The organism is Rugamonas sp. DEMB1 (assembly GCF_029834475.1).
Lineage (GTDB): Bacteria > Pseudomonadota > Gammaproteobacteria > Burkholderiales > Burkholderiaceae_D > Rugamonas > Rugamonas rubra.
This window is the reverse complement of sequence record NZ_CP122407.1, coordinates 2,467,264-2,488,721: the sequence shown is the minus strand read 5'-3', so window position 1 is coordinate 2,488,721 and position 21,458 is coordinate 2,467,264. Positions and strand designations below refer to the sequence as shown.

Annotated in this window: 22 protein-coding genes and 1 pseudogene; 5 read left to right on the top strand and 18 right to left on the bottom strand. The window is 67.7% G+C overall.

What is annotated here, in order from left to right; genetic code table 11:
• Positions 1–5: 5 nt before the first annotated feature.
• Together pgeF and QC826_RS11420 are read right to left on the bottom strand one after the other, a co-directional pair.
• Positions 6–986, bottom strand: coding sequence for a peptidoglycan editing factor PgeF (gene pgeF / locus QC826_RS11425; protein ID WP_279765734.1), 981 nt, complete (start codon positions 984–986; stop codon positions 6–8).
• Positions 983–1,999: an RluA family pseudouridine synthase gene (locus QC826_RS11420; protein WP_227458409.1), complete on the bottom strand. Its 1,017-nt coding sequence runs from the start codon at positions 1,997–1,999 to the stop codon at positions 983–985. Before QC826_RS11420 ends, pgeF begins: the two co-directional genes overlap by 4 nt.
• A 90-nt stretch (positions 2,000–2,089) precedes the next feature.
• Here QC826_RS11420 and QC826_RS11415 point away from each other — a divergent pair, with 90 nt between their 5' ends.
• Entirely contained in the window at positions 2,090–2,890 is an 801-nt protein-coding gene (locus tag QC826_RS11415) for an outer membrane protein assembly factor BamD (RefSeq protein WP_279765733.1), read from the top strand.
• 60 nt (positions 2,891–2,950) lie between these two features.
• On the opposite strand, the gene yaaA is transcribed toward QC826_RS11415, so the two are convergent.
• Complete coding sequence (gene yaaA / locus QC826_RS11410; RefSeq protein WP_099417647.1) at positions 2,951–3,721, bottom strand: peroxide stress protein YaaA; 771 nt, start codon at positions 3,719–3,721, stop codon at positions 2,951–2,953.
• 36 nt (positions 3,722–3,757) lie between these two features.
• Here yaaA and QC826_RS11405 point away from each other — a divergent pair, with 36 nt between their 5' ends.
• The 3 genes from QC826_RS11405 (at position 3,758) to QC826_RS11395 (ending at position 6,748) form a co-directional block, all read left to right on the top strand.
• Positions 3,758–4,204 carry a putative toxin-antitoxin system toxin component, PIN family gene (locus QC826_RS11405; RefSeq protein ID WP_279765732.1) on the top strand — a complete coding sequence of 149 codons (447 nt, stop codon included), beginning with the start codon at positions 3,758–3,760 and terminating at the stop codon, positions 4,202–4,204.
• Positions 4,205–4,412: 208 nt separating this feature from the next.
• Positions 4,413–5,597 (top strand): pyridoxal phosphate-dependent aminotransferase, encoded by a 1,185-nt coding sequence (locus QC826_RS11400; protein WP_279765730.1) that lies wholly within the window; start codon positions 4,413–4,415, stop codon positions 5,595–5,597.
• 59 nt (positions 5,598–5,656) lie between these two features.
• Entirely contained in the window at positions 5,657–6,748 is a 1,092-nt protein-coding gene (locus QC826_RS11395) for an HD-GYP domain-containing protein (RefSeq protein WP_279765729.1), read from the top strand.
• A gap of 94 nt (positions 6,749–6,842) precedes the next feature.
• On the opposite strand, the gene QC826_RS11390 is transcribed toward QC826_RS11395, so the two are convergent.
• The 15 genes and pseudogenes from QC826_RS11390 to QC826_RS11320 all read right to left on the bottom strand — a co-directional run bounded on the left by QC826_RS11390 (position 6,843) and on the right by QC826_RS11320 (position 20,485).
• Entirely contained in the window at positions 6,843–7,967 is a 1,125-nt protein-coding gene (locus QC826_RS11390; RefSeq protein WP_279765728.1) for a tetratricopeptide repeat protein, read from the bottom strand.
• Positions 7,964–8,863, bottom strand: a complete 900-nt coding sequence (locus tag QC826_RS11385; RefSeq protein ID WP_279765726.1) for an ExeA family protein — start codon at positions 8,861–8,863, stop codon at positions 7,964–7,966. Before QC826_RS11385 ends, QC826_RS11390 begins: the two co-directional genes overlap by 4 nt.
• Before the next feature lie 2 nt (positions 8,864–8,865).
• A complete protein-coding gene (gene mshL, locus QC826_RS11380; protein WP_279765725.1) occupies positions 8,866–10,665 on the bottom strand; it encodes a pilus (MSHA type) biogenesis protein MshL in 1,800 nt (599 codons plus the stop codon).
• Between the two features lie 26 nt (positions 10,666–10,691).
• A complete protein-coding gene (locus tag QC826_RS11375; RefSeq protein WP_279765724.1) occupies positions 10,692–11,198 on the bottom strand; it encodes a hypothetical protein in 507 nt (168 codons plus the stop codon).
• Complete coding sequence (gspM, locus tag QC826_RS11370; protein ID WP_279765723.1) at positions 11,183–11,938, bottom strand: type II secretion system protein GspM; 756 nt, start codon at positions 11,936–11,938, stop codon at positions 11,183–11,185. Before gspM ends, QC826_RS11375 begins: the two co-directional genes overlap by 16 nt.
• Positions 11,935–12,675, bottom strand: coding sequence for a hypothetical protein (locus QC826_RS11365; protein ID WP_279765722.1), 741 nt, complete (start codon positions 12,673–12,675; stop codon positions 11,935–11,937). Before QC826_RS11365 ends, gspM begins: the two co-directional genes overlap by 4 nt.
• Entirely contained in the window at positions 12,672–13,616 is a 945-nt protein-coding gene (pilM, locus tag QC826_RS11360) for a type IV pilus biogenesis protein PilM (RefSeq protein ID WP_279765721.1), read from the bottom strand. The genes QC826_RS11365 and pilM overlap by 4 nt, the downstream gene beginning before the upstream one ends.
• A gap of 125 nt (positions 13,617–13,741) precedes the next feature.
• Positions 13,742–14,209, bottom strand: a complete 468-nt coding sequence (locus QC826_RS11355) for an agglutinin biogenesis protein MshP (protein WP_279765720.1) — start codon at positions 14,207–14,209, stop codon at positions 13,742–13,744.
• Between the two features lie 26 nt (positions 14,210–14,235).
• Positions 14,236–15,075: a type II secretion system protein gene (locus QC826_RS11350; RefSeq protein ID WP_279765719.1), complete on the bottom strand. Its 840-nt coding sequence runs from the start codon at positions 15,073–15,075 to the stop codon at positions 14,236–14,238.
• Between the two features lie 14 nt (positions 15,076–15,089).
• Positions 15,090–15,689, bottom strand: coding sequence for a type II secretion system protein (locus QC826_RS11345; protein ID WP_279765718.1), 600 nt, complete (start codon positions 15,687–15,689; stop codon positions 15,090–15,092).
• A complete protein-coding gene (locus QC826_RS11340) occupies positions 15,679–16,341 on the bottom strand; it encodes a Tfp pilus assembly protein FimT/FimU (RefSeq protein ID WP_279765717.1) in 663 nt (220 codons plus the stop codon). Before QC826_RS11340 ends, QC826_RS11345 begins: the two co-directional genes overlap by 11 nt.
• Positions 16,342–16,393: 52 nt before the next feature.
• Entirely contained in the window at positions 16,394–16,939 is a 546-nt protein-coding gene (locus QC826_RS11335) for a type II secretion system protein (RefSeq protein ID WP_279765716.1), read from the bottom strand.
• 68 nt (positions 16,940–17,007) lie between these two features.
• The gene (locus QC826_RS11330) at positions 17,008–17,547 is read right to left on the bottom strand and encodes a type II secretion system protein (protein WP_279765715.1); all 540 of its coding nucleotides are present in this window, start codon (positions 17,545–17,547) and stop codon (positions 17,008–17,010) included.
• Positions 17,544–18,779, bottom strand: a complete 1,236-nt coding sequence (locus QC826_RS11325) for a type II secretion system F family protein (protein ID WP_279765714.1) — start codon at positions 18,777–18,779, stop codon at positions 17,544–17,546. Before QC826_RS11325 ends, QC826_RS11330 begins: the two co-directional genes overlap by 4 nt.
• 1 nt (position 18,780) lies before the next feature.
• Positions 18,781–20,485, bottom strand: a pseudogene (locus QC826_RS11320) (GspE/PulE family protein).
• A gap of 247 nt (positions 20,486–20,732) precedes the next feature.
• On the opposite strand from QC826_RS11320, the gene QC826_RS11315 reads away from it, so the two are divergent.
• Entirely contained in the window at positions 20,733–21,449 is a 717-nt protein-coding gene (locus QC826_RS11315; RefSeq protein ID WP_279765713.1) for an ABC transporter ATP-binding protein, read from the top strand.
• Positions 21,450–21,458 lie beyond the last annotated feature (9 nt).

The window sequence follows — 21,458 nt, the reverse complement described above, 5'->3', positions numbered from 1 at the left end:
ACACGTCACTTGATCCAGATCAAACTCGCCTGCCTTCCGGTGACACCGTCGCGCCGATAGGAGTAGAAATTGGCGACGTCGGAGACGGTGCACAGCTCGCCCCCGGCGATGCGCGACACGCCGTCGGCCTCAAGCATACAACGGGCCAGCGCATAAATGTCGGCAAGATATTTCCCGGGGTGGCCGGGCAGCGGCGTGAAGGCCGCCGTCAGGCGCGCCGCGTCGGCCGCGCTGCCCTGCTCCAGGAAGGTTTGTTTGACCTCGGCGCCCACCTCGAAGCGGGCCGGACCGATGGCCGGCCCCAGCCAGGCGAGGATCTCGCCGGCGCCGGCCGCGCGCATGCCGGCCACGGTGCGCGCCAGCACGCCGTTGGCCAGGCCGCGCCAACCGGCGTGGGCCGCCGCCACCACCTTGCCGGCGCGGTCGCAAAACAGCACGGGAAGACAATCGGCCGTCATGATGACGCAGACGCTGCCGGGCGCGTGCGCCAGGCTGGCGTCCGCCTCCGGCGCGGCCGGCGCGGGGTCCGTGCGCGGCACAGCGAGCTGGCCCTCCGCCCACGGCGGGGCGAAATTGGCGTGCGCCTCCTGCGTGGCGGCGCCCGGCACCGCCGGCGCCGAGGCGACCAGCGGGTCGGCCTGCGACACGCCGGCAGCGCCCTCCGCCGCGGCCGCGGCGGCAGCGGCGAAACCGGCATGCGCCGTCACGTCGAACACGGTGGTGCCGTGCACCTGGGTCAGCCAGGCCGGCTCGGCCGGCAAGGCGGCGCGCAGCAAGTCGCGGTTGAAGGCGACGCAGCCCGGCTGGTCGCCGACGTGGACGCCCAAGTTCAGGCCGCCACCGCCATAGCCGTCGTCGTACGGCGCCACGCTGACACCACCGCGCCGGGTGGTGAACAGCGCACCCACATTGGCCGGCAACTCCGGCCAATCGGGTGCCAACCAGGACGAGGACGGCAAGACGGCCGGCACGTTCAACCCCGTCAAACCATCTCCGGCTCTTCGATGCCGGCCTGGGCGATCAGCGCGGCGAAGTCGTCGGCCAGCGGCACCAGCCACTCGCACTGCTCGCCGGTGGCCGGGTGGACCAGGCCGAGGCGGCGCGCCTGCAGCGCCTGGCGCGGGAAGACGTTGGCCAGATGCTGCTTGCCGTACATCACGTCGCCGACCAGCGAGAAGCCGATCGACATCATGTGGACGCGGATCTGGTGGGTGCGGCCCGTTTCCAGGCGGCACTGCACCAGGCTGACCGGACGACGGTCGAGATCGCCCGAGGCCAGCAACTCGTAGTGGGTGATCGCCGGCTTGGCCGAGAAGTTGGTCGAGACGGCCATCTTGATGCGGTCCTTCGGATGGCGGCCCATCGAGGCGTCGATGGTGCCGCTCTGGCGCGGCGTGCCCCAGACCAGCGCGAAGTATTCTCGCTTGACGGTGCGGGCGGCCAGTTGGCGCACCAGGTCGGTCTGGGCCGGCAGGTTCTTGCCGACCACCATCAGGCCGCTGGTGTCCTTGTCGAGGCGGTGGACGATGCCGGCGCGCGGCACGCCGCTCAGCTGCGGGCAGTGGTGCAACAGGCCGTTGAGCAGCGTGCCGGACCAGTTGCCGGCGCCCGGGTGGACCACCAGGCCGGCCGGCTTGTTGATGACGATCAGGTGTTCGTCCTCGTAGACGATGTTCAATTCCATCGCTTCGGGCTTAAAAGCCTCGTCTTCCGGCGCCGGTTGGGGCAGAATGACGATCTTCTCGTCGCCGTAGACGGTGTCCTTGTTACTGCGGGCAACTTTGCCATCGACCGTGACGAAGCCGTCGTCGATCCACATTTGCAGGCGGCCACGGGAGAATTGCGGCACCAGCTTGGAAATCACCTTGTCGAGGCGTTGACCACAGGCATCCGGCGTCAGTTCGAGTTCGATCGGCGCCAAGCCGTCGTCGTCGCCATCGGCTAGAATCTCCGCGTCGAACTCGGCGTCGAGTTCATGATCGGAGGAAGAATCAGCCAAATTCGGCTTTGGAGTTAATATCACAGCATTCCCATCGGCTATAATCAGCCTATTGTAAAAACTTGGTTAAACACCTTCTTGCAAAACAACATGCAAAAAAAATTATCGTTAGTTGCAGCAACCGTCGTTCTGCTTGGTTTGTCAGCTTGCAGCTTATTGCCAGAAAAAGTCGATGAGACTAAAGGCTGGAGCGCTACGAAATTATACTCGGAGGCGACCGATGAATTGGAGGGCGGCCACTACGAACGCGCAATTCAGTTGTTCGAGAAGCTAGAATCGAGCTATCCTTTCGGCACCTACGCCCAACAGGCGCAGATGGAGATCGCCTACGCCTACTACAAGGCACAGGACCAGGCCCAGGCGCTGGCCGCCGTCGAGCGCTTCATCAAGCTGCACCCGAATCACGCCAACGTGGATTATATGTACTATCTGCGCGGTCTGATCAACTTTAACGACCAGATCGGCTTCCTCAACTTCATCTACGAGCAAGATCCGACCGAACGCGACCCGAAAGCCACGCGCGAGGCCTTCAGCGCCTTCAAACAGCTGGTCGACAAATTCCCGAACAGCAAGTATACCCCGGACTCGATCGATCGCATGAAGTATCTGATCAACGCGATGGCGTCGTACGAGGTGCACGTGGCGCGCTACTACTACCGCCGGGGCGCCTACCTGGCCTCGGTCAACCGCGCGATGGGCGCCGTCAACGACTACCGCGACTCGCCGGCGATCGAGGAAGGCCTGTTCATCATGATCCGTGGCTACGACAAGCTGGGCATGAGCGAGCTGCGCGACGACACGATGCGCGTGTTCAAGAAGAACTATCCGAAGAGCGCCTTCCTCGACGAGGGTGTCAAGGCGGAACGCCACTGGTGGAAGCTGTGGAACTAGGCTTGTTGCCGAGCTGAGCTAAAAACCGGTGCCCGCCCCGGTTTTTTGTTGCCGCCCAGCCTACTCGGCGACGCGGCGGCGGAACATCCAGCTGTTGGCGCTCGACTCGGCCGGCACGTAGGCGTAGCCGTCGACGTCGAAGTCCTTCAGGCGCTGCGGGTCGCGCACATTGTTGACGGCGGCGTAGCGCGCCAGCAGGCCACGGGCCCGCTTGGCGTAGAAGGAAATGATTTTATACTTGCCGCCCTTCCACTCCTGGAACACCGGGGTGATGACGGGCACGGCCAGCTTGGCCGGCCGGACGGACTTGAAATATTCCTCCGACGCCAGGTTGACCAGCACCTTGGCGCCCTGCGCCTCGGCGTTGCGGTTGAGCGCCTGGGTGATGGTGTCGCCCCAGAAGGAATACAAGTCCTTGCCGCGCGGCGTGTCGAGCCGGGTGCCCATTTCCAGCCGGTGCGGCTGGATCAGGTCGAGCGGACGCAGCATGCCGTACAGCCCGGACAGGATGCGGATGTGCGACTGGGCGTAGTCGAGCTGGCCCGGCGTCAGGCTGCGCGCGGCCAGGCCGGTGTAGACGTCGCCGTTGAAGGCCATGACGGCCTGGCGGCCGTCGGCAGCGTCGCTGCTCCAGGAGGCGTAGCGGGCCACGTTCAGGCTGGCCAGTTTGTCCGACAAGTCCATCAGGCTGGCCACGTCGGCCGGCGAGAAACGGCGCAGGCGCTCGATCAGCTGGGCCGATTGGTCGAGGAAGTCCGGCGTGGTGGCAATGGTCGTGGTGGGGGGCGTCTCCAAATCGAGACTTTTTGCGGGCGAAAGCACAATCAGCATAAGATTCCAAATCAACACATCTACAGAATTGCCGACATGATACCTGTTCCACCGAAACGCATCATCCTAGACACCAATGTTTGCCTCGACCTGTTCGTGTTCCACGATCCGCGCTGGGCCGGCCTGCTGGCCGCCATCGAGTCCGGCGCGGTCGAGGCGATCACCCGCGAGGATTGCCGCGCCGAATACCTGGTGGTGCTGCACTACCAGCACCTGCCGCTCGACGAGGCCAGCCGTCCGCTCGCCGCCGCCCGCTTCGACGCGCTGATCAAGGTGGTGGCGCCGCCGGTGTCGGGCGTGCGCCTGCCGGTTTGCAGCGACCGCGACGACCAGAAGTTCCTCGAACTGGCGCGCGACGCCCAGGCCGACGTGCTGATCACCAAGGACAAGGCGCTGCTCAAGCTGGCGCGCCGGCTGGGCAAGGCCGGCATGTTCCGCGTCATCGTGCCAGAGGCGTGGACGCTGGACGAGCCGGCGGCCTGAGCCGGCAGCGCCGCAGAACCTAGGCGCCGGCGGCGCCAACACCACCCAGAGACACAGAGCCAGGGTCAGACCCTAGCGCCAAGGCGGGGAGTCTGACCCTAATCTTGCGTTGGAGGCCCCCACTGCGGCCGATAGAAAGGCGTTCCGGGCAACACCAAACAGGGCCGGCTGCGCTAGAATAAGAGGACCAATCAACTTGCCAGCCGCCATGAATAGTCGTCTTTCCGCCGCGCCCTTCCCCACCCCGCAGTTGCCCAGCCGCCTGCCCGCCGTGGGCACCACCGTGTTCAGCCGCATGTCGCAGCTGGCCGCCGAGTTCGGCGCGGTCAACCTGGGCCAGGGCTTTCCCGACTTCGCCTGCCAGCCGGCGCTGATCGACATGGTCGGCGAGGCCATGCGCGCCGGCTTCAACCAGTATCCGATGATGACCGGCGCGCCGCCGCTGCGCGCCGCCATCGTGCAGAAGATCGCCGCCCTCTACGGCCACGAGTACGACGCCGGCAGCGAGATCACCGTCACCGCCGGCGCCACCGAGGCGCTGACCACGGCCATCCTGTGCTGCGTCCATCCGGGCGACGAGGTGATCGTCATCGAGCCGGCCTACGACTCCTACCTGCCGGCCATCGCGCTGGCCGGCGGCGTGCCGGTGCTGGTGCAGATGGAACTGGGCGCGGCCGGCTACAGCGTGCCGTGGCACAAGGTGGCGGCCGCCGTCGGCGCGCGCACCCGGCTGATCATCATCAACAGCCCGCACAACCCGACCGGCAGCGTGCTGCGCGCCGCCGACCTGGCGGCGCTGGCCGACATCGTGCGCGGCAGCGAGGTGCTGGTCCTGTCCGACGAGGTGTACGAGCACATGGTCTACGACGGCGCGCGCCACGAGTCGGTGTGCCGCCTGCCGGAACTGGCGGCGCGCAGCTTCGTCGTCTCCAGCTTCGGCAAGACCTACCACGTGACCGGCTGGAAGGTCGGCTACGTGGCGGCGCCGGCCGCGCTCAGCGCCGAGTTCCGCAAGGTTCACCAATACAATGTTTTCTCGGTCAACACGCCGATGCAGCACGGCTTCGCCAGCTACATGGCCGACCCGGCGCCGTATCTGGACCTGCCCGCCTTCTACCAGCGCAAGCGCGACCTGTTCCGCGCCGGCCTGCAGGGCAGCCGCTTCGAGCTGCTGCCGGCCGACGGCACCTATTTCCAGTGCGTCCGCTACGACGCCATCTCCGACCTGCCCGAGGCGCAGTTCGCCGAGTGGCTGACCAGCGAGGTCAAGGTGGCGGCGATCCCGGTGTCGGCCTTCTATCAACAGGGCAAGGAGTCGGGCATCGTGCGCTTCTGCTTTGCCAAACAGGACGAGACTCTCGCCTTGGCCTTGCAGCGACTGGCCGGCGTGTAGGCGACACATACCAGCCCCGGCGGCGACGATCGGCGGGGCATAGCAAGACGGGGACGATCATGGCGCAACGGCGTATCAATTTGAAGGATCTGGTGCTGGGCAAGTCTTCGCGCTGGAAACTGTTCGCGCCGGCCCAGGCCGGCGACGCGGCGGCGGCGCTACCGCCCGCCGGCGCGGCCTTGGACGCGCCGCTGGAGGCGCCGCAGTTGGCCGAGGCGGAGCCGCCGACCTCGGTGCTGCACCAGCTGAACCAGTCGAACCGGCGCCTGGAGCGGCTGCTGCACGAGCTGCGCAACGAGCACAACGCCGAGGCCGAGCTGCGCGCCATCGCGCGCGAGGTGATCCTGGCGGTCGAGCTCAACCCCGACATCGCGCTGGCCTGCATCTTCCTCAACCAGATCGCCGGCAGCTATGCGGTGCGCCACTGCATCGAGACGGCGGTGGTGGCGGTGGTCATCGCGCGCGCCATGCAGAAGGCGCCGAAGGACACGCTGACCGTGACGGCGGCGGCGCTGACGATGAACGTCGGCATGCTGCGCCACCACGAGAACTTCCAGAACAAGCACACCCCGCTCAACCGCGAGGAGATGGCGATCATCCACCGCCACCCGGAGGACAGCGCCAACCTGCTCAAGTGCGCCGGCGTCGAGGACGAGGAATGGCTCTCCTGCGTGCTGCTGCACCACGAGAACGACGACGGCAGCGGCTATCCGGCCGGCATCGCCAGCCCGCAGGTGACGCAGAACGCCAAGCTGATCAGCTTGGCCGACCGCTATTGCGCCCAGGTCTCGGCGCGCAACTACCGCCGCTCGGTGCTGCCCGACCAGGCCATGCGCAACCTGCTCGAAGACCATGAGCTGCCGCTCGACCCGGTGCTGGCCGAGCACTTCGCCCACCAGCTGGGCAACTATCCGCCCGGCTGCCTGGTGCGGCTGCAAAACGGCGAGGTCGGCGTGGTCACGCGGCGCCTGTCCGACGACGGCCTGCTGGGCGTGCGCTGCCTACGCGGCACGGCCGGCGCGGCGCTGGCCGACGGCCCGCTGCGCAGCACCGGCGACAGCGACTGCGCCATCGCCGAGGTGCTCAGCGAGGACCAGGCCGGCGTGCGTTTCAGCATGAAGCAGATCTGGGGCGCGCAGGCCAGCCTGTAGACGCCGGCGCCATGCCGCCTCGTTGCCGGGCGGCGCCAAGCCGGCGACGCCGCCGGTGCGCGCCGCAGGCGCTACTCTCGAGACAATCGACGCCTCAGCGCGCCAACTGCTCCAGCTTGCGCTCGACGAAGGCTTGCAGCTCCGCCGTCAGGCTGCCCGCCGCCTTGGCGCGGCCGTAGGCCTCGCGCGCCTCGGGCAGACGCTTGTCGGCCTGCAGGGCGATACCCAATCCCATCCACCAGACGGCGTTATGCGGCGCCAGGCGCAAGGCGGCCTGGTAATGCTCGGCCGCCTCGGCGTTGCGCTGGCCGCGTTGCAGCAGGCCGGCCAGCATGGCGTGGTAGTCGGCGTTGTTGGCGGCGTAAGGCATGGTGCGCAACAGCGTCTCGACGGCGGGACCGCCGCCTTCCACTTGCAGACGGGCCAACAGCATCGCTAACGCCGGCTGGCGCGGGTCGGCCGCCAGCGCGGCGCGCAGCTGCTGCGTCGCCTCGGCGGTGCGGCCGTTTTCCAGCAGCAGGCTGACCAGGGTCTGGCGCGCCGCCTCGTGCTGCGGGTCCAGCTGCAGAGCACGCTCCAGGCCGGCCAGCGCCTCGCTGACGCGGCCTTCCTGCAGCGCGCCGAGCGCGCGGCGGTAGGCGCTCTCGGCGCGCACCGCCGGGCTCAGTTCGTTTTCCATGCGCTCGACGGCACGCGGCGAGGCAAACAGCTTTTTCTCCGCCCGCGCTGCGCGCTCGGCAACACGGTCGGCGGCCGGCGCCGAACGCGCCACCACAGCCGCGCGGTTCACCGACGAACGCTCTGCCACCGGCGCGGGATTCAGCAATGCCACCTGCCCCGCCGGGGCGGATGAGCCCGCCACGCCGCTGGTTTCGGGGCCGGCCGGCGCGCCCAATGTGGCAGTGGCGGCGCCAGGCATCGGCGCCGGCGCTGCGGCCGGGGCGACGGTTGCCGCCACCGGGGCAGCGCGGGCGCCCGGCGTCACCAGCACAATCGGCGGCGCCACGGCGGCCGGCGGCCGATGCGCCGCATAATAGCGCCAGCCCAGCCAGCCGCCGGCGGCCAGCGCCAGCAGCGCGGCGGCGCCGGCGCCCAGCAGCACGGCGCGCTTGCCGTCGCGCGCCGGCGCCAGCACGGTTTTGATCTCCTGGCGGTCGGCCTGGGCGCCCGGCCCGCCGCGCGCGTCCAGGTTCTGCAGCATTTTATTGATCAGGCTCATTTGCTCAGCGTCCAGGTGAGTCCGCAGGCGGCGGCCAGCAGGGTCAGGCCGGCGCCGGCCAGCCAAGGCCAGCGCCAGCCGGCGCGCTTGCCGCTCTGCGTGTCGCCGGCGGCCAGCTTGACGTGGCGCCGGCTGACCTGCTGGCGGCCCTCGCCGTAGCACAGCATCAGCGCCTTGTTGGCGATGATGTTGACCAGGCGCGGAATGCCGCCGCTGGCCGCGTACAGCTTGCCGATGGCGCCCCGGCTGAACAGGCGGGCGCCGCCGTAGCCGGCGACGCGCAGGCGGTGCGCCAAATAATATTCCATGTCGTCGCGCGTGAGCGGTCCCAGGTGGTAGTGGAAGGTGATGCGTTGCGCCAACTGGCGGATCGAGTCCAGCTCCAGGTGGCGGTTCAGCTCGGGTTGGCCGAACAACACGATCTGCAACAGCTTGCGCTTCTCCGTCTCAAGGTTGGTCAGCAGGCGCAGCGCCTCCAGGCTTTCCAACGGGATCGCCTGCGCCTCGTCCAGGCACAGCAGCACCTGCTTGCCCTGCCCGGCCAGCTCCATCAGCCGGTAGGTGATCGACTTGAGCAACTGGTGCTGGTCGACGTCGCGCGCCAAGGTCACCTCGAGCTCGTCGGCCAGGGCCAGCATCAAGGTGCGCGGCTCCAGGTAGGGGTTGGGAATGTAGGCGGTGACGAAGTTTTCGCCCAGGGTGGCGATGAATTTACGGCACAGCAGCGTCTTGCCGGTGCCGACCTCGCCGGTGATCTTGATGAAACCCTCGCCGCTGCGCGCCGCCACCAGCAGCGTGTTGAGCGCCTCCTGCGAGCGCGCGTTGCTGAAGAAGAAGCTGGTGTCGGGCGTCAGGCTGAACGGCACCTCGCGCAGGCCGAAATGTTGCTGGTACATGGTTAGCGGCGCTCCATCGGACGGCGCGGATCGAGTTCCTTGACGCGGCGGCCGGCCTCGAGCAGGTCCTCGTTCCAGCTGGCGCCGCTCTCGACGATGGTCGGCTTGATCAGCACCACCAGCTCGCGCTTCTGCATCACATCTTTGGTGTTGCGGAACAGCGCGCCGAGCAGCGGCACGTCGCCGGCGCCGGGCACCTGCGAGCGGTCGGTGGTGGTGGCCTGGCGCATCAGGCCGCCGATGGCGACCACTTGGCCGTCCTGGCCGCGCACCATGCTGTCCATTTCCGAGGTCGACGAGGCGGCCAGCGGCAGCGTCAGGCTGCCGGCCACGCCCAGGTTGACGCCCTTGCTGACGGTCGACACCTGGCTCACCGAGGGGTGCACGTGCAGCGTGATGTTGCCGCGCGCGTCGATCTGCGGCGTCACGTCGAGCACCACGCCGGAGAAGAACGGTTGCAGGGTCACGCTGGGCGAGGTGACCGGGGCACTGCCGGCGCTGGTGGTGGTGGTGGTGCTGACGCCGGTGACGTAGAACTCGTCGGTGCCGATCTTCAGCACGGCCTTCTGGTTGTTCAAGGTGGCGATGCGCGGGCTCGACAGCACGTGCACCGTGCCCTGCGATTCGAGGAAGGAGATCAGCGCGGCGAAGTTGCTGGTCTGGAAGGCCAGGCCGAACAGCGAACCGACGGCGTCGCCGGCCGCGCCCAGCGAATAGCCGCTGCTGGCGGTGATGCCGACGCCGCCGGCGCTGGCGATGACGCTCGGCGCGGTGGCGCCGCCGCCGCCCTGGGCCAGCGGGTTCAGCGCGGTGCCGGGCGAGAGGAAGCCGGTGGAGAACTTGTTGTTGCCGTGGCCGTCGCGGAAGCGGCCGAAGGCGGACCAGTTGATGCCGCTCTGGAAGCCGCTGTTGAGCTCGACCTCGAGGATCTTCGCCTCCAGGATCACCTGGCGCTCGACCGACAACTGGGTGGCCCGCAGGTACTGGTCGACGTTGCGCAGCTCCTCGGGCATGGCGCGGACCAGCACCACGCCGGACTGCGGGCTGATGACCACGCTGCGGCCGTCCTTGCCGGTTTCGATGATGGCCTCCAGCGCCATCTTCAGTTCGGCCCAGAAGTCGCTATTGGTCTGGGTCGAGACGTTGCTGCTGTCGCGCTGCGAGCCGCGGCTGTTGGCGTCGTTCGGGTTGTTGCCGGAATTGTCGTTGTTGTTGTTCGGCGTGCTGTTGTTGCCGCCGCTGTTGCTGGTGTTGCTGTTGCTGCTGGTGCCGGCGCTGGCCACCGAGGTCGAGTTGACGCGCAGGCTGGAGCTGCCGCGCCGCACCGAGGTCAGGTAGTTGACCTGGAACATGCGCGTCTGCATGGTCAACGGGCGGATGTAGATGCGGCTGCCCTCGACCTTGTAGTCGTAGCCGTACAGCTCGCGCACGGCGTCGAGCGCCTCGAACAGGGTGACGTCCTTCAGGTTGGCGCTGATGCTGCCGACCACCTCCGGATGGATCAGCATGTTGTAGCGCGTGCCGGCGACGATGGAGTGGTAGAACTGCTGTGCCGGCACGTTGTTGAAGTTGACGTTGAAGCGTTCCTCCAGCACGGCGCGCGCCTTGGGCAGCTGCTCGGCCAGCTTGGCCACCGGCGGCAGCAGCGCGCTGGCCACGGCCTCGCTCTGCGTGGTCGCGGCCGGCTTGGCGGCGGCCGCCGCCAGCTCCTCGTTGATCTTGTCGTAGGTGTCGCGCCGATGCGGCGCCTGGCAGGCGCTCAAGCCCAACAGTACCGCGACGACCAGGAGTAGTTTTTGCATAGTGCGTCTCTTCATCAATACCAACATCAACGGGCCGTTGCCGGCCGTGCGTCCGCCTGATCGGCGGGCAATAGGGTGAGTACCTCGATCTTGGCGCCGCGCCGCAACACGACGCTGTTCTTGCCGACCTTGCTCAACACGGCGCCGTGGAACTTGTCGCCGCGCCGCAGCGTCTGGCCGTCGATCACGGCGACCTCGCGGCCACGGCTGCCGGTCAACACCGATTGCAGCTGCGGACGGCCGCCGTTGGCCGGCGGCGCGGGGACGGCGGCGGCGGCGCCGCCGCCGCCCAGCGCGCGCAACGCCTCGGGCGGCGGCCGGGTCGGGTCGGGCAGGCCCTGCGCGGCGGCCGGCAGGCATGCCGCAGCCAAGGCCAAGGCCAAGGCCGTGGCCGTGGCTGTGGCCGTGGCCTTGGCGGTGGCTTTGGCCAAATCCAGCGCCAGCGCCAGCCGGGGCGCCAGACCCAAGGCCGACACGGACGGCCGGCGGCGCACTGCGGCGGCGTGGCGGGCGGCGGTCATATCGAGATCCATTTCTTGTCCAGGCTGAGCGTGTACAGCGTGAGGGTCAGGCGGGCGTTCGGGTAGTCGCCGGCGTCCAGCTTGGCCTTGCCCCAGAACAGCTGGCTCGGCAGGGCTTCCAGCGCGGCCATGTAGTTGACCATGTCGACGTAGCCGCCCTGCAGCACCAGCTCGACGCCGTGGCGGTACAACAGCTCCGGCGGTTTGGCCGGCGCCGCCGGCTTGGCGACGGCGCCGGCCGCCGCCGCAGCGGTGGCGGCCGGCTGGGCGGCGGCGGGCGCGGGCTGCGCCGCCGGCGTGACGGCGTCGAAGCCGGCGCCGATTTCGCTGATGCCGCTGACCGGAAGCGTGTTCAGCGACAGCAACTGCAACCTGCCGTTGCCGCGCAACAGATGTTCGAGCAGCGGCGCGATCCGCTCCGGCGCGACCAGGCCCTTTTGCAGCGCGCGCAAGGCGGCGCTGGCCTTGTCGCTCTCCTGGCCGGCTTGTTTCAGCTGGGCGCGCACAGCCTCGTCGGGGTCGACGCCGAAGGCCGCCACCTTGCCGGTGATTTCCATATCGATGCCGGCGACCTGGTTCTGCTGTTGGCTGATCTGCGCCAGCAGGGCCTTCTGCCGCGCCAACAGCGGGTCGAGCAGCATGCTGTATACGAGGAAGACGATGGCGGCGGCACTGCCGGCGAACACCATGGCGCGCTCGCGCAAGCTCATCGCGTCGAGCCGGGTGATCAATTTAAGCCATTGCTGTTTCATTTGGCGGCCTCCGGTTCGATCGATTGCAGGCTGAACTCGACGAAGGGCGCCAGCTTGGCCGTGGCGGCGGCTGGCGCCGGCGCGGCGTCGGCCGGGGCCGGGGCGGCGATGCCGGCCAGCTTGGCCAGCGGCGCCGATATCGGCACCGCTGCCGGCGCCGCTGCCGGTGCCGGCGCGGCCGGCTCGAGCATGGCGCGTTCGATGCGCAGGCTGGCGAAGCTCTTGCCGCGCATGATTTTTTCAGCGTTCAGGCGGGCGATGTAGTTGGGGATCAAGGTCGGCTGCATCGCCCTGCCCTGCACGCCGATGTCGTGGCCGGCGCCGACGATGGACACGCCGGTCAGCCACAGCCCGCCGACGTTCTGCCGCGCCAAGGCGCGGAAATACTCGGCGTAGCCGTCGGTGTTGCCGAGCCGGCCGTTGTGCAGCACGGCGTCGGCGTCGCGCAGCGACTTGAGCAGCAGCTCGGCGTTGGCCAGCTGTCCGGCCAGCGCCGGATTGGCCAGGCGCGGTTGGAACTGCGCCGTCACCTTGACCAGGCGCGCCTCGCGCTGCTCCAGCAACAGCTTGCCGGCGGCGGCGCGCCGCTCCAGCTCGCCGACGCGGGCGCGCGCGTAGCCGCCCAGCGCCAGCGCGCCGAGCAGGATCACCAGCAGCGCCTGCAACATCGGCACGGCGCCGAAGACCCGCTTCTTCTTCAGGAAAATCGGATTGAACAGATTGATCTGCTGGCTCACAGGCTGCTCTCCTCGTAGCGCAGGGCGGCGCCCAGCGTGAGGAAGTAGCGGCGCTGCTGCTCCACCTCGGCCAGCTCGGGCGTGTTGGCCAGGTCGAAGACGTCGCTCAGCTCCATCGCCTCGACCGGCAGGTACAGGTTGCTGGCCAGGTATTCGTGCAGGCCGGGCGCGCCGCTCGGCGCCAGCAGCAGCTTGGAGACGCTGATGAAATGGAACTGCCGGTCGAAGTGGTCCATCGAGCGTTGCAGCTCCAGCGCGATCTTCTCGAAACAGACCTGCTGCTTGTCGGAGTCGGGTTCGAGCAGCTGCGCCAGCGTGACGTCGATGTGGCGCGCCAGGTAGAGCTCGGCGTTGTAGGTGACGGTGAGCAGGCCGCCGTCGGCGCCGAAGGACAACATGGCCAGGCCGCGCCCCTGCGGTTCGAGCAGGGCCGAGATGTTGCGCTGGGCCAACTCGGGGATGTCGATCACGCGCAGGCGGAACTTGGCCGCGCCGAACAGTTCCTGGCGCTCCTTGACCACGCTGTTGCGCGCGGCGACGACGAACATGGTGTTGGCGCGCTGCACCGCGCTCTTGTCGACCGGGATCTCCAGCACGTCGATGGCGGCGTCGTCGACATGGAAGTCAAGCATGTCCTTGAGGCGCCAGCGCACCGCCGTCTTGAGCTCCTCGCGCGGCACGTTGGGCGCCTCGACCGCCAGCAGCTGGTATTCGCCGCCGTTCAGCAGCGTGCCGCAGCGGAAGCTGCCGGCGCGCAGTTCGCGCGCCAGCTTGTCGAGCGCCTCGGGCGAGTCGCTGGGCTGGAGCGGATAGAACTGCGCCAGCTCGACCACCGGCTTGGCCTCGCTGACCCGGCGCACGGCGCCGACGCAAATGCCGTCGGCGAGCAGATTGATCGTCAGCCAGCCTTCTTTTTTCTTAGATTTTGAGAAGAAACCCATGCCTGCAATCTATGTGGTCAACACGACGTGGGGAAAACACGCTAGTTGTTTGATTATATTCAAGATGCCTACGCCTTTTACTGCAATATTGCATTTCGCGTGCAAAAACGCACAGTTTCCAAGTCTCAAAGCTCCGCCTGCAATTGCCGCTGCACATAGTCGGCGCCGGGCGCCGGATTCGGGCAGGCGTTGGCCGCCGAGGCCGGCGCGCAGGCGGTCGACTGGATCTGCAAGCGCTGGCCAACGCCCGTCGGCGCGGTGCAGACGACGGTGACGGTGAAGGCCGCCAGCGTGCTGCCCTGCGGCAGCGGAAAGCTGTAGGTGCCGGGACAGGCCAGCGCGATGCCCGGCGTGAGCGACGGCGTGGTGGCCGCCGTGCTGCCCGGCCCCTGCAGGCGCACCCACAGCGCCCATTCCAGACCGGCGCGCGCCGCCTGGTAGGCGCGCGCGCCCTGCTCGTCGAGCGCGGCGCTGCTCTGCTGCGTGGTGGTCAGCGAGACCATGGCCACCGCCAGCCCGGCCAGCGCCACCAGCAGGAAGATCGCCGTCACCATGCCGATCCCGGCGGCGCGGCGCAGCGCGCGTACGCGCATGAAAGTTGGCAAACGGGTCGCTAGGCTCATGGCGTGTTATCGACGTGGATTTGGTGGGCCAGCGTGATCGTTTCGTCGCTGTTGGGACGGCCCAGCACGATGGTCAGGCCGATCAGGCCGATGTGCACGTTCGGCGGCACGTCGTACTGGAAGTTGCAGGCGACCACGTTCCGGGCCAGCACGGCCGAGCGACCGGCGCCCGCCGCCGGCGTGACCACTTGGTAGCCGTAGTTCCAGAAGCGCGTCAGCGTTCTGGCCACCGGGTCGCAAACAAACATCACTGGCGGCTGCACCACTTGGAAGCGCTGGTCCGGCGATGGGTTTGCCGATATGAAGGAGACGGCGTCCAAGGTGACCTGGTTGTTGTTCACGTTCACGCCCGCGACATGGCCCCGGTTGACGCCAAGGTAGGCGTCGGCGCCGACGAAGCCGGTGCCGAAGTTGGCGATGACGATATCGTCGCCACCAACGCCACCCACAATGGCGGTGACGCCGACGGGCAGGACGCCGTCCACGGTGAAGATTTGCGTGCCGTTCACGAAGTCGAGCACCGGTTGCCCGCCAACTGGATTGTCCTCGGCGGACAGGTAGCGTCCGCCGATCTTGGTAGGGATGAATTCGATCAGGCTGACGCCGCCCACGCCCCCCGTGCGCACGCTATTGGGCAGCGCGCCGCGCAACTCGCGCGTCATGCGGCGCAAGGCCAGGTCGGCCTGGTCGCCCAGTTCGGCGCGGCCGGAGGCGTCCAGATAGTTCTGCACCGGCTGGCGGATGAACAGCACCAGGATGCCGGCCAGCACGCCGGTGATGACCATGACCATGATCGCCTCCACCAGCGTGAAACCGTGCTGCTGACTGGCGTGCATGTGCGCGGGCGGCCTCATGGATAGGAGGTCGGCGCGTAACGGGTACGGTAGCCGTCCAGCGTCACGTTGTCGTTGGCGCCGCCATAGTTAACCGACACGGTGATGCGCACCACGTTCAGTCTGGCGGCGGTAGCGTCCGACGCCACTTGCAAGGCCGCCGTGCCCAGCGGCGCGCCGGGGGCGACGACGTTCATCGTCACGCTGGCCACGAGCGGCAAGACGCCGACGGTGTACGGTGACACGACGCCGGCGGCGGTCACGTAGTCGCTGACGTTGTCGAACGGGCGGGTGTTGGCGCCCCCCGCAGTCCCGAAGCCCTCGGCTATGCCGGCACACAGCAGCGGATCGGTGCCGCCGCCGTTGACGGCGCTGGTCGCCGTCGCGGCGTTGGCGTCGGTCGGATCGCAATAGGTGAAACGGGCCAACTCGATTTCCTCCAACATGGCCTCCGCCAGCAGCAGCGCCTGTTTGCGCCGCACCGGGTCGGCGCTGGCCTTGGTCGACAGATTGAACACCTGCATGATGCCGGCGGCGGCAATGCCCATGACCACGATGAAGATGATCAGCTCGATGATGCTGAGCCCGCCTTGCCTGCCTGGCGGCCTAAAAGACATTGCCGGTTTCCGGTTGCACGACGATGACGACATTGTTGGCGCCGCTGGTGACGGTGATGTTCATGGGCTGCAAGGCGGCCTGCCCGGCCACCACGCCGAAGGTCGACGGCGCGCCGGCCGGATTGTTGGCGGCGATATTGGCGGCGTTGGCCCTGGCGTAGGGCCGGCCCATCGCGTCGAAGTAGAAATAGCCGTTCGGCCCCACCTCGTTGGCGCTGTTGCCGGCGATCAGGGTGCCGGCCGGCGGCGCCTCGCACATCCAGGTGGCGACATAATCACCGTTGATCCGGCACTGCGCGCGGCTGCTGGTGCTGCCGCTGTTGCTGCCGGCCGGCGTGGCGACCGCGTTGGCCACCGTGCACACCGGCGCCGAGCACAGCGCGAAGCGGTTGCCGTCGGCGATCACATAGATCGGCCGGTTTTGCGCCACCGCCACTTTCTGGCCGTAGCGGATGATGGCGCGGACCTGGTCGGCATACTCCTTGGCCTCGAAGACGCTATTGTCGAAATAGCGCCCCACCGCAACCGCACCGAGGATGCCGGTGATCACCAGAACCACCACCAACTCGATCATCGTGAAACCACCACTCCGCCCGGTCCGCCGGCGGGAAACTGGTAGCGGGCAGGCCGAAGGAACGGATCGGATCGACATGGTGGCTAAGCAGCTCGGCGCCGGACTGGCCTGCTGCGGCCAGGCTAGTTGCTTACTGACAGCCGGCCGCAGTCCCGGTCACCGCAACGGTGGGCGGGGTATTGGCGGCTGCGGTCTGGGTGTAGATCAAGTTGCATGTCAGGCCGCGGGGGCTGCCGGCGACGCCGGTCGGAACGACCAGCAAGCCGTTGATCGGAATCGCCGGTGTGTTCGGCGTAGCCGGAGTCAAGGCGGGGCCGCCGACGGTGATGGTGTAGTCGTTATTGCTGACGCCGTTGTCGCCAATACCTGCGCCCCAGAGGAAGCCGACCGATGCGGTCGGATAACCCAAGGCGACCGGAATAATCGCGCCCTCGTTGGTAAACTGGAGGGCGGCAGGATCGGCCAGGCTTTGCCCATGAACCATCGCGATGGTCGACTGCATGGCCCCGCGCGCTGCGTTCAATGCCGCCAAGCGGGCGTCGCCCGACAGGCCGGCGAACTTCGGCAAGGCGGTGGCCGCCAAAATGCCCAGGATCACGATCACCACAATCAATTCAATCAAGGTAAAACCCGCTTGGGCGGAACTGCGAATTGCGGTAAATGCTGGCTTTTTCATCAAATTCTCCAAATCGTCGCGAGGACTGAGGCGTATGAGCCGACGATAACATGCGGTGAAATGCGACCTCAACCGTTCAATTGTTCCAGAGTCGCACCGGGTATTTCCGGGGCACTCGACGGCTTGGCGGGGGATGTGGGCAAGCGCGATAATTTTACCTTGAACTGCAACAGTTTCAGTGAAGAATCTCCGAAAATTCCCTTCTCATTTAACAAATAAACCAAAATTTTCTTGTCTCTATCAAAATACCAGTTACCCGGCGCCAATTCCCGCACATCGGGCGAATAAAATTCGCCCAGGTAGTTCTTCGGTTTGCGCTCGAGCAGCTCGAGCGGGTTTTGTTCGGCCAATTGCGCCAGGTTCAGCGCGTGCCCGGGCAAGCGCGCCTGTGCCTGCCTGGCCTGCAGCGCGCTGCGCATGCCCGACACGGTGTATTGCAGCGCGACGCGCTCGGCCTCGCCCTGGTAGCCGGATAGCCGGCTGAGCAACATGCCGATCAGGATCGCGGCCACCGTTGCCGCGACGGCGAACTCCATCAGGCTGGCGCCGCCCTGCCGTCGCTGTTGTCGTAGGGCGACATTAGTTGCATTAAATGTAAAGTTGCTCATTTGGGGTGGAGGGCCGCCTTGCCCAGGTCCCAGATCGGCAAAAAGATGCCCAGCGCCAGCACCAGCACCATGGCGCCGAGGAAGACGATCAAAATCGGCTCGATCTGCGCCGACAGCGTCTTGAGCTCGTAGTCGACCTCGCGCTCGTACATCTGGGCGATCTCGTCCATCAGTTCGTCGAGCGAGCCGCTCTCCTCGCCGACGGCGATCATCTGCAACACCACCGGGGTGAACACGCCGGCCGCCGCCGCCGTGCGCAGGATGCTCTCGCCGCGCTCGACGCCGTCGCGCATCTGCTCGACGCGCGCCGTCAAATAGGCGTTGTCGACCGTCTGCGACACCACCGTCAGCGCCTGCACGATGGGCACGCCGCTACGGCTCGACAAGGCGAAGCTGCGGGCGAAGCGCGCCATGGTGCCCTTCAGGATGATCTTGCCGGCCACCGGGACGTGCAGCTTCCACTTGTCCCAGCGGTAGCGGCCGGCGGTGGTGGCCAGCCAGGCGCGCGTGCCGAACACGCCGGCCAGCAGCGCCACCAACAAAGCCGGCCAGTAGCGCACGGTGAAGGCCGAGGTGCCGATCAGGATGCGCGTCATCAGCGGCAGCTCGGCGTGGAAGCCTTCGAACACCTTGACGAAGGACGGGATGACGAACATGTTGACGACCACCATCGCCGCCACCATGGCGAAGATGACGAAGCTGGGGTAGCGCGTCGCCGTCTTGACGCGCTCGCGCATGTCGCGGTCGAACTCGAGGTGGTCGAACAGGCGCAGGAAGACCTCCTCGAGCCGGCCGGTCATCTCGCCGACCCGCACCATCGACAGGTAGAACTGGCTGAACACCTCGGGGTGGCGGCGCATCGCCGCCGACAACTCGCGGCCGGAGTCGAGCGACTCGCGCAAATCCTTGATGACGCGGCCGAAGGCCTTGCTGACGGCCGACTCCTGCAGCCCGGCCAGGCCGCGCATGATCGGCACGCCGGACTTGAGCAGGGTGTAGAGCTGGCGGCTGAACAGCTGCACGTCCATCGAGTTGACCTTCTTCTCGCCCAGCCGGCGCCACCAGGGCTCGTCGCCGGCGCTGCGCAGCACCTTGCTGGTGACGCTGATGTCGATCGGTGTCACGCCGGTGTTGAACAGCTGCTCGGCGACGGCGCCGCTGTCGGCGCCCTCCAGCACACCCTGCATCAGCTCGCCGCGCGCGTTGCGGCCCTTGTAGGCGAAAAATGGCACGTCAATCCTCGAACTGGTTGCTGATGCGCATCGCCTCGGCCACCGTGGTGCGGCCCTCGACCACCAGCTGGACGGCGTGGCGGCGCAGCGTGTTGCCGGCCATCTGGGCGGCGGCGGCCTTGAGGAAGTGCGCCGGGTCGGGGTGGTTGGCGGCGTCGACCACGGCGCTGCTCATCTCCAACAGCTCGTAGACGCCGGTGCGGCCGCGGTAGCCCATGCCGTTGCAGTGCGAACAGCCCTTGCCGTGGAAGTAGTGGCCGACCTCGGCCTTGTCGGCCAGCTCGGCGCGCAGCCACTCGACCTCGGTCGGGGTCGGCTGGTAGGGCATCGAGCAGCTCTCGCAGATCACCCGCACCAGGCGCTGCGCCAGCACCGCCTGCAGCGAGCTGCCCACCATGTAGCGCGGCACGCCCATGTCCATCAGGCGCAGCGGCGTGCTCTGGGCGTCGTTGGTGTGCAGCGTCGACAGCACCAAGTGGCCGGTCATGGCGGCGCGCAGGCCGATCTGGGCGGTCTCCTGGTCGCGCATCTCGCCGACCAGCACGATGTCCGGGGTCCTGCCGCAGCGCCGAGCGCAGCACGCGGGCGAAGCTCAGTTCGATCTTGTCGTTGACCTGCACCTGGTTGATGCCGGCCAGGCGGTACTCGACCGGGTCCTCCACCGTGATCAGCTTCTTCTCCACCGAGTTCAGCTCGGCCAGGGCGCAGTACAGGGTGGTGGTCTTGCCGCTGCCGGTGGGGCCGGTGACCAGCACCAGGCCGTTGGGGCGCTGCACGATGGCGCGGAACCTGGCCACCATGGCGGCCGGCATGCCGATGGCGTCGAGGCGCAGCGCGGTGCCGCCCTGGTTGAGCAGACGCATCACCACCGACTCGCCGTACTGGGTCGGCATGGTCGAGATACGCACGTCGATGCGCTGGTTCTTCACCCGCACGGCGAAGCGGCCGTCCTGCGGCAGGCGCTTCTCCGAGATGTCCAGGTCGGACATCAGTTTGAGGCGCAGCGCCAGCGCCGGCGCGATCTTGATGTCGGTCTCGGTCTGCAGGTGCAGCACGCCGTCGATGCGGAAGCGGATCTGCAGGCGGCCCTCCTGCGGCTCGATGTGGATGTCCGAGGCGCGCACCTGGGTGGCGTCGTCGAACACCGACTGCAGCAGCTTGACGATGGGGGCCTCCTCCAGCCCCGGGTTGACGGCCAGCGCGCCGAAGTCGACCGAGACGTCGCCGATGTCCTGCTCAAGCTCGCGCGCCAGGTCGGTGATGTCCTCGGTGCGGCGGTAGATGCGGTCGATGGCGGCCAGCACCTCGGTCTCGTTGACCACCGCCAGCTCGATGGCCTGCTTGAGGATGCGGGCGATCTCGTCGTAGGCGAACAGGTCGGTCGGGTCGGACATGCCGACCAGCAGGCGGCCGTGGCGGTCCTCCAGCACCAGCGCGCGGAAGCGCCGCGCCTGCGTCTCGGGCAGCAGGCGGACGATCTCGGCGTTGATGTTGTAGAACTTCAGGTTCAGGTAGGGGATGTCGAGCTGGCGCGCCAGGGCGCCGGAGATCTGGTCCTCGCTGACGTAGCCGTTCTCGATGAAGACGCGGCCCAGCTTGCGCCCGCTGCGCTTCTGCTCGGCCAGCGCCAGCCCCAATTGCTCCTCCGACAGCAGCTTCTGCTGCACCAGGATCTCCCCCAGTCGGACTTTTTCCGGCCTTGCCATACCCGCTCCGTTCGCATTGAATAGCCGTCCGCGCGCCGCGCCGCCTGTCTGCGGCCCGGTCCGCTGGCTCGAATGCGGCCATGCTAAGCCAGAACAGCGTGCTTGTCGACCAACGGCGGCGGGTATTTCGCCTTCGGCGCCCGAATGCGCCACGGCCCCGCTTTTCACGCCGGAATTTGATCTGTTTCCCTAGGCAAACGCCCCGATATTGCGCTACAGTATGGGTCGCCCTCCACTCGACCGCTCCATGACCGTTCCCGCCTTGCGCTTCCAGCACATAGTCAAACGTTATGCCGATCACGGCGTGCTCGACGGTGTCGACCTGGAGGTCATGCCGGGCGAGTTCTTCGGCCTGGTCGGCGTCAACGGCGCCGGCAAGACCAGCCTGCTCAAATGCCTGTTCGATTTTTGTCCGCTCGACGGCGGCGACATCGCCATCTTCGGCCAGCCGCACCGCCTCGCCGCCGCCCGCGCGCCGCTGAGCTTTTTGCCGGAGCGCTTCACGCCGCCCTACTACCTGAGCGGCGCCGACTTCCTGCGCTACGTGCTGACCCTGCAACAGATAGACTACGACGCCGAGGCGGCGGCGCGCGTGCTGCGCGCGCTCGACCTGGCGCCGGCCGCCCTGACGCGCACCGTGCGCGGCTACTCGAAGGGCATGACGCAAAAACTCGGCCTGGCCGCCTGCCTGCTGGCGCGCAAGCCGATGCTGGTGCTCGACGAGCCGATGAGCGGGCTCGACCCGAAGGCCCGCGCCCTGCTCAAGGAGGAGCTGGCGCGCCGGCGCGCCGCCGGCCACGGCCTGTTCTTCACCTCGCACGCGCTGGCCGACGTCGACGAGATCTGCGACCGCATGGCCATCCTGCACGACGGCCGCATCGCCTTCGCCGGCACGCCGGCGCAGTGCCGCGAGCAGTACGGCGCGGCCAGCCTGGAGCAGGCCTTCATGCGCTGCATCGCCTAGGCCCGGCCG

What these genes read in the sequence shown, in the direction of transcription:
- QC826_RS11415 (WP_279765733.1), top strand. Translation starts at nt 2,090, where the DNA reads ATGCAAAAAAAATTATCGTTAGTTGCAGCAACCGTCGTTCTGCTTGGT.
- yaaA (WP_099417647.1), bottom strand. Translation starts at nt 3,721, where the DNA reads ATGCTGATTGTGCTTTCGCCCGCAAAAAGTCTCGATTTGGAGACGCCC.
- QC826_RS11405 (WP_279765732.1), top strand. Translation starts at nt 3,758, where the DNA reads ATGATACCTGTTCCACCGAAACGCATCATCCTAGACACCAATGTTTGC.
- QC826_RS11400 (WP_279765730.1), top strand. Translation starts at nt 4,413, where the DNA reads ATGAATAGTCGTCTTTCCGCCGCGCCCTTCCCCACCCCGCAGTTGCCC.
- QC826_RS11395 (WP_279765729.1), top strand. Translation starts at nt 5,657, where the DNA reads ATGGCGCAACGGCGTATCAATTTGAAGGATCTGGTGCTGGGCAAGTCT.
- QC826_RS11390 (WP_279765728.1), bottom strand. Translation starts at nt 7,967, where the DNA reads ATGAGCCTGATCAATAAAATGCTGCAGAACCTGGACGCGCGCGGCGGG.
- QC826_RS11385 (WP_279765726.1), bottom strand. Translation starts at nt 8,863, where the DNA reads ATGTACCAGCAACATTTCGGCCTGCGCGAGGTGCCGTTCAGCCTGACG.
- mshL (WP_279765725.1), bottom strand. Translation starts at nt 10,665, where the DNA reads ATGCAAAAACTACTCCTGGTCGTCGCGGTACTGTTGGGCTTGAGCGCC.
- QC826_RS11375 (WP_279765724.1), bottom strand. Translation starts at nt 11,198, where the DNA reads ATGGATCTCGATATGACCGCCGCCCGCCACGCCGCCGCAGTGCGCCGC.
- gspM (WP_279765723.1), bottom strand. Translation starts at nt 11,938, where the DNA reads ATGAAACAGCAATGGCTTAAATTGATCACCCGGCTCGACGCGATGAGC.
- pilM (WP_279765721.1), bottom strand. Translation starts at nt 13,616, where the DNA reads ATGGGTTTCTTCTCAAAATCTAAGAAAAAAGAAGGCTGGCTGACGATC.
- QC826_RS11355 (WP_279765720.1), bottom strand. Translation starts at nt 14,209, where the DNA reads ATGCGCGTACGCGCGCTGCGCCGCGCCGCCGGGATCGGCATGGTGACG.
- QC826_RS11350 (WP_279765719.1), bottom strand. Translation starts at nt 15,075, where the DNA reads ATGCACGCCAGTCAGCAGCACGGTTTCACGCTGGTGGAGGCGATCATG.
- QC826_RS11345 (WP_279765718.1), bottom strand. Translation starts at nt 15,689, where the DNA reads ATGTCTTTTAGGCCGCCAGGCAGGCAAGGCGGGCTCAGCATCATCGAG.
- QC826_RS11340 (WP_279765717.1), bottom strand. Translation starts at nt 16,341, where the DNA reads ATGTCGATCCGATCCGTTCCTTCGGCCTGCCCGCTACCAGTTTCCCGC.
- QC826_RS11335 (WP_279765716.1), bottom strand. Translation starts at nt 16,939, where the DNA reads ATGAAAAAGCCAGCATTTACCGCAATTCGCAGTTCCGCCCAAGCGGGT.
- QC826_RS11330 (WP_279765715.1), bottom strand. Translation starts at nt 17,547, where the DNA reads ATGAGCAACTTTACATTTAATGCAACTAATGTCGCCCTACGACAACAG.
- QC826_RS11315 (WP_279765713.1), top strand. Translation starts at nt 20,733, where the DNA reads ATGACCGTTCCCGCCTTGCGCTTCCAGCACATAGTCAAACGTTATGCC.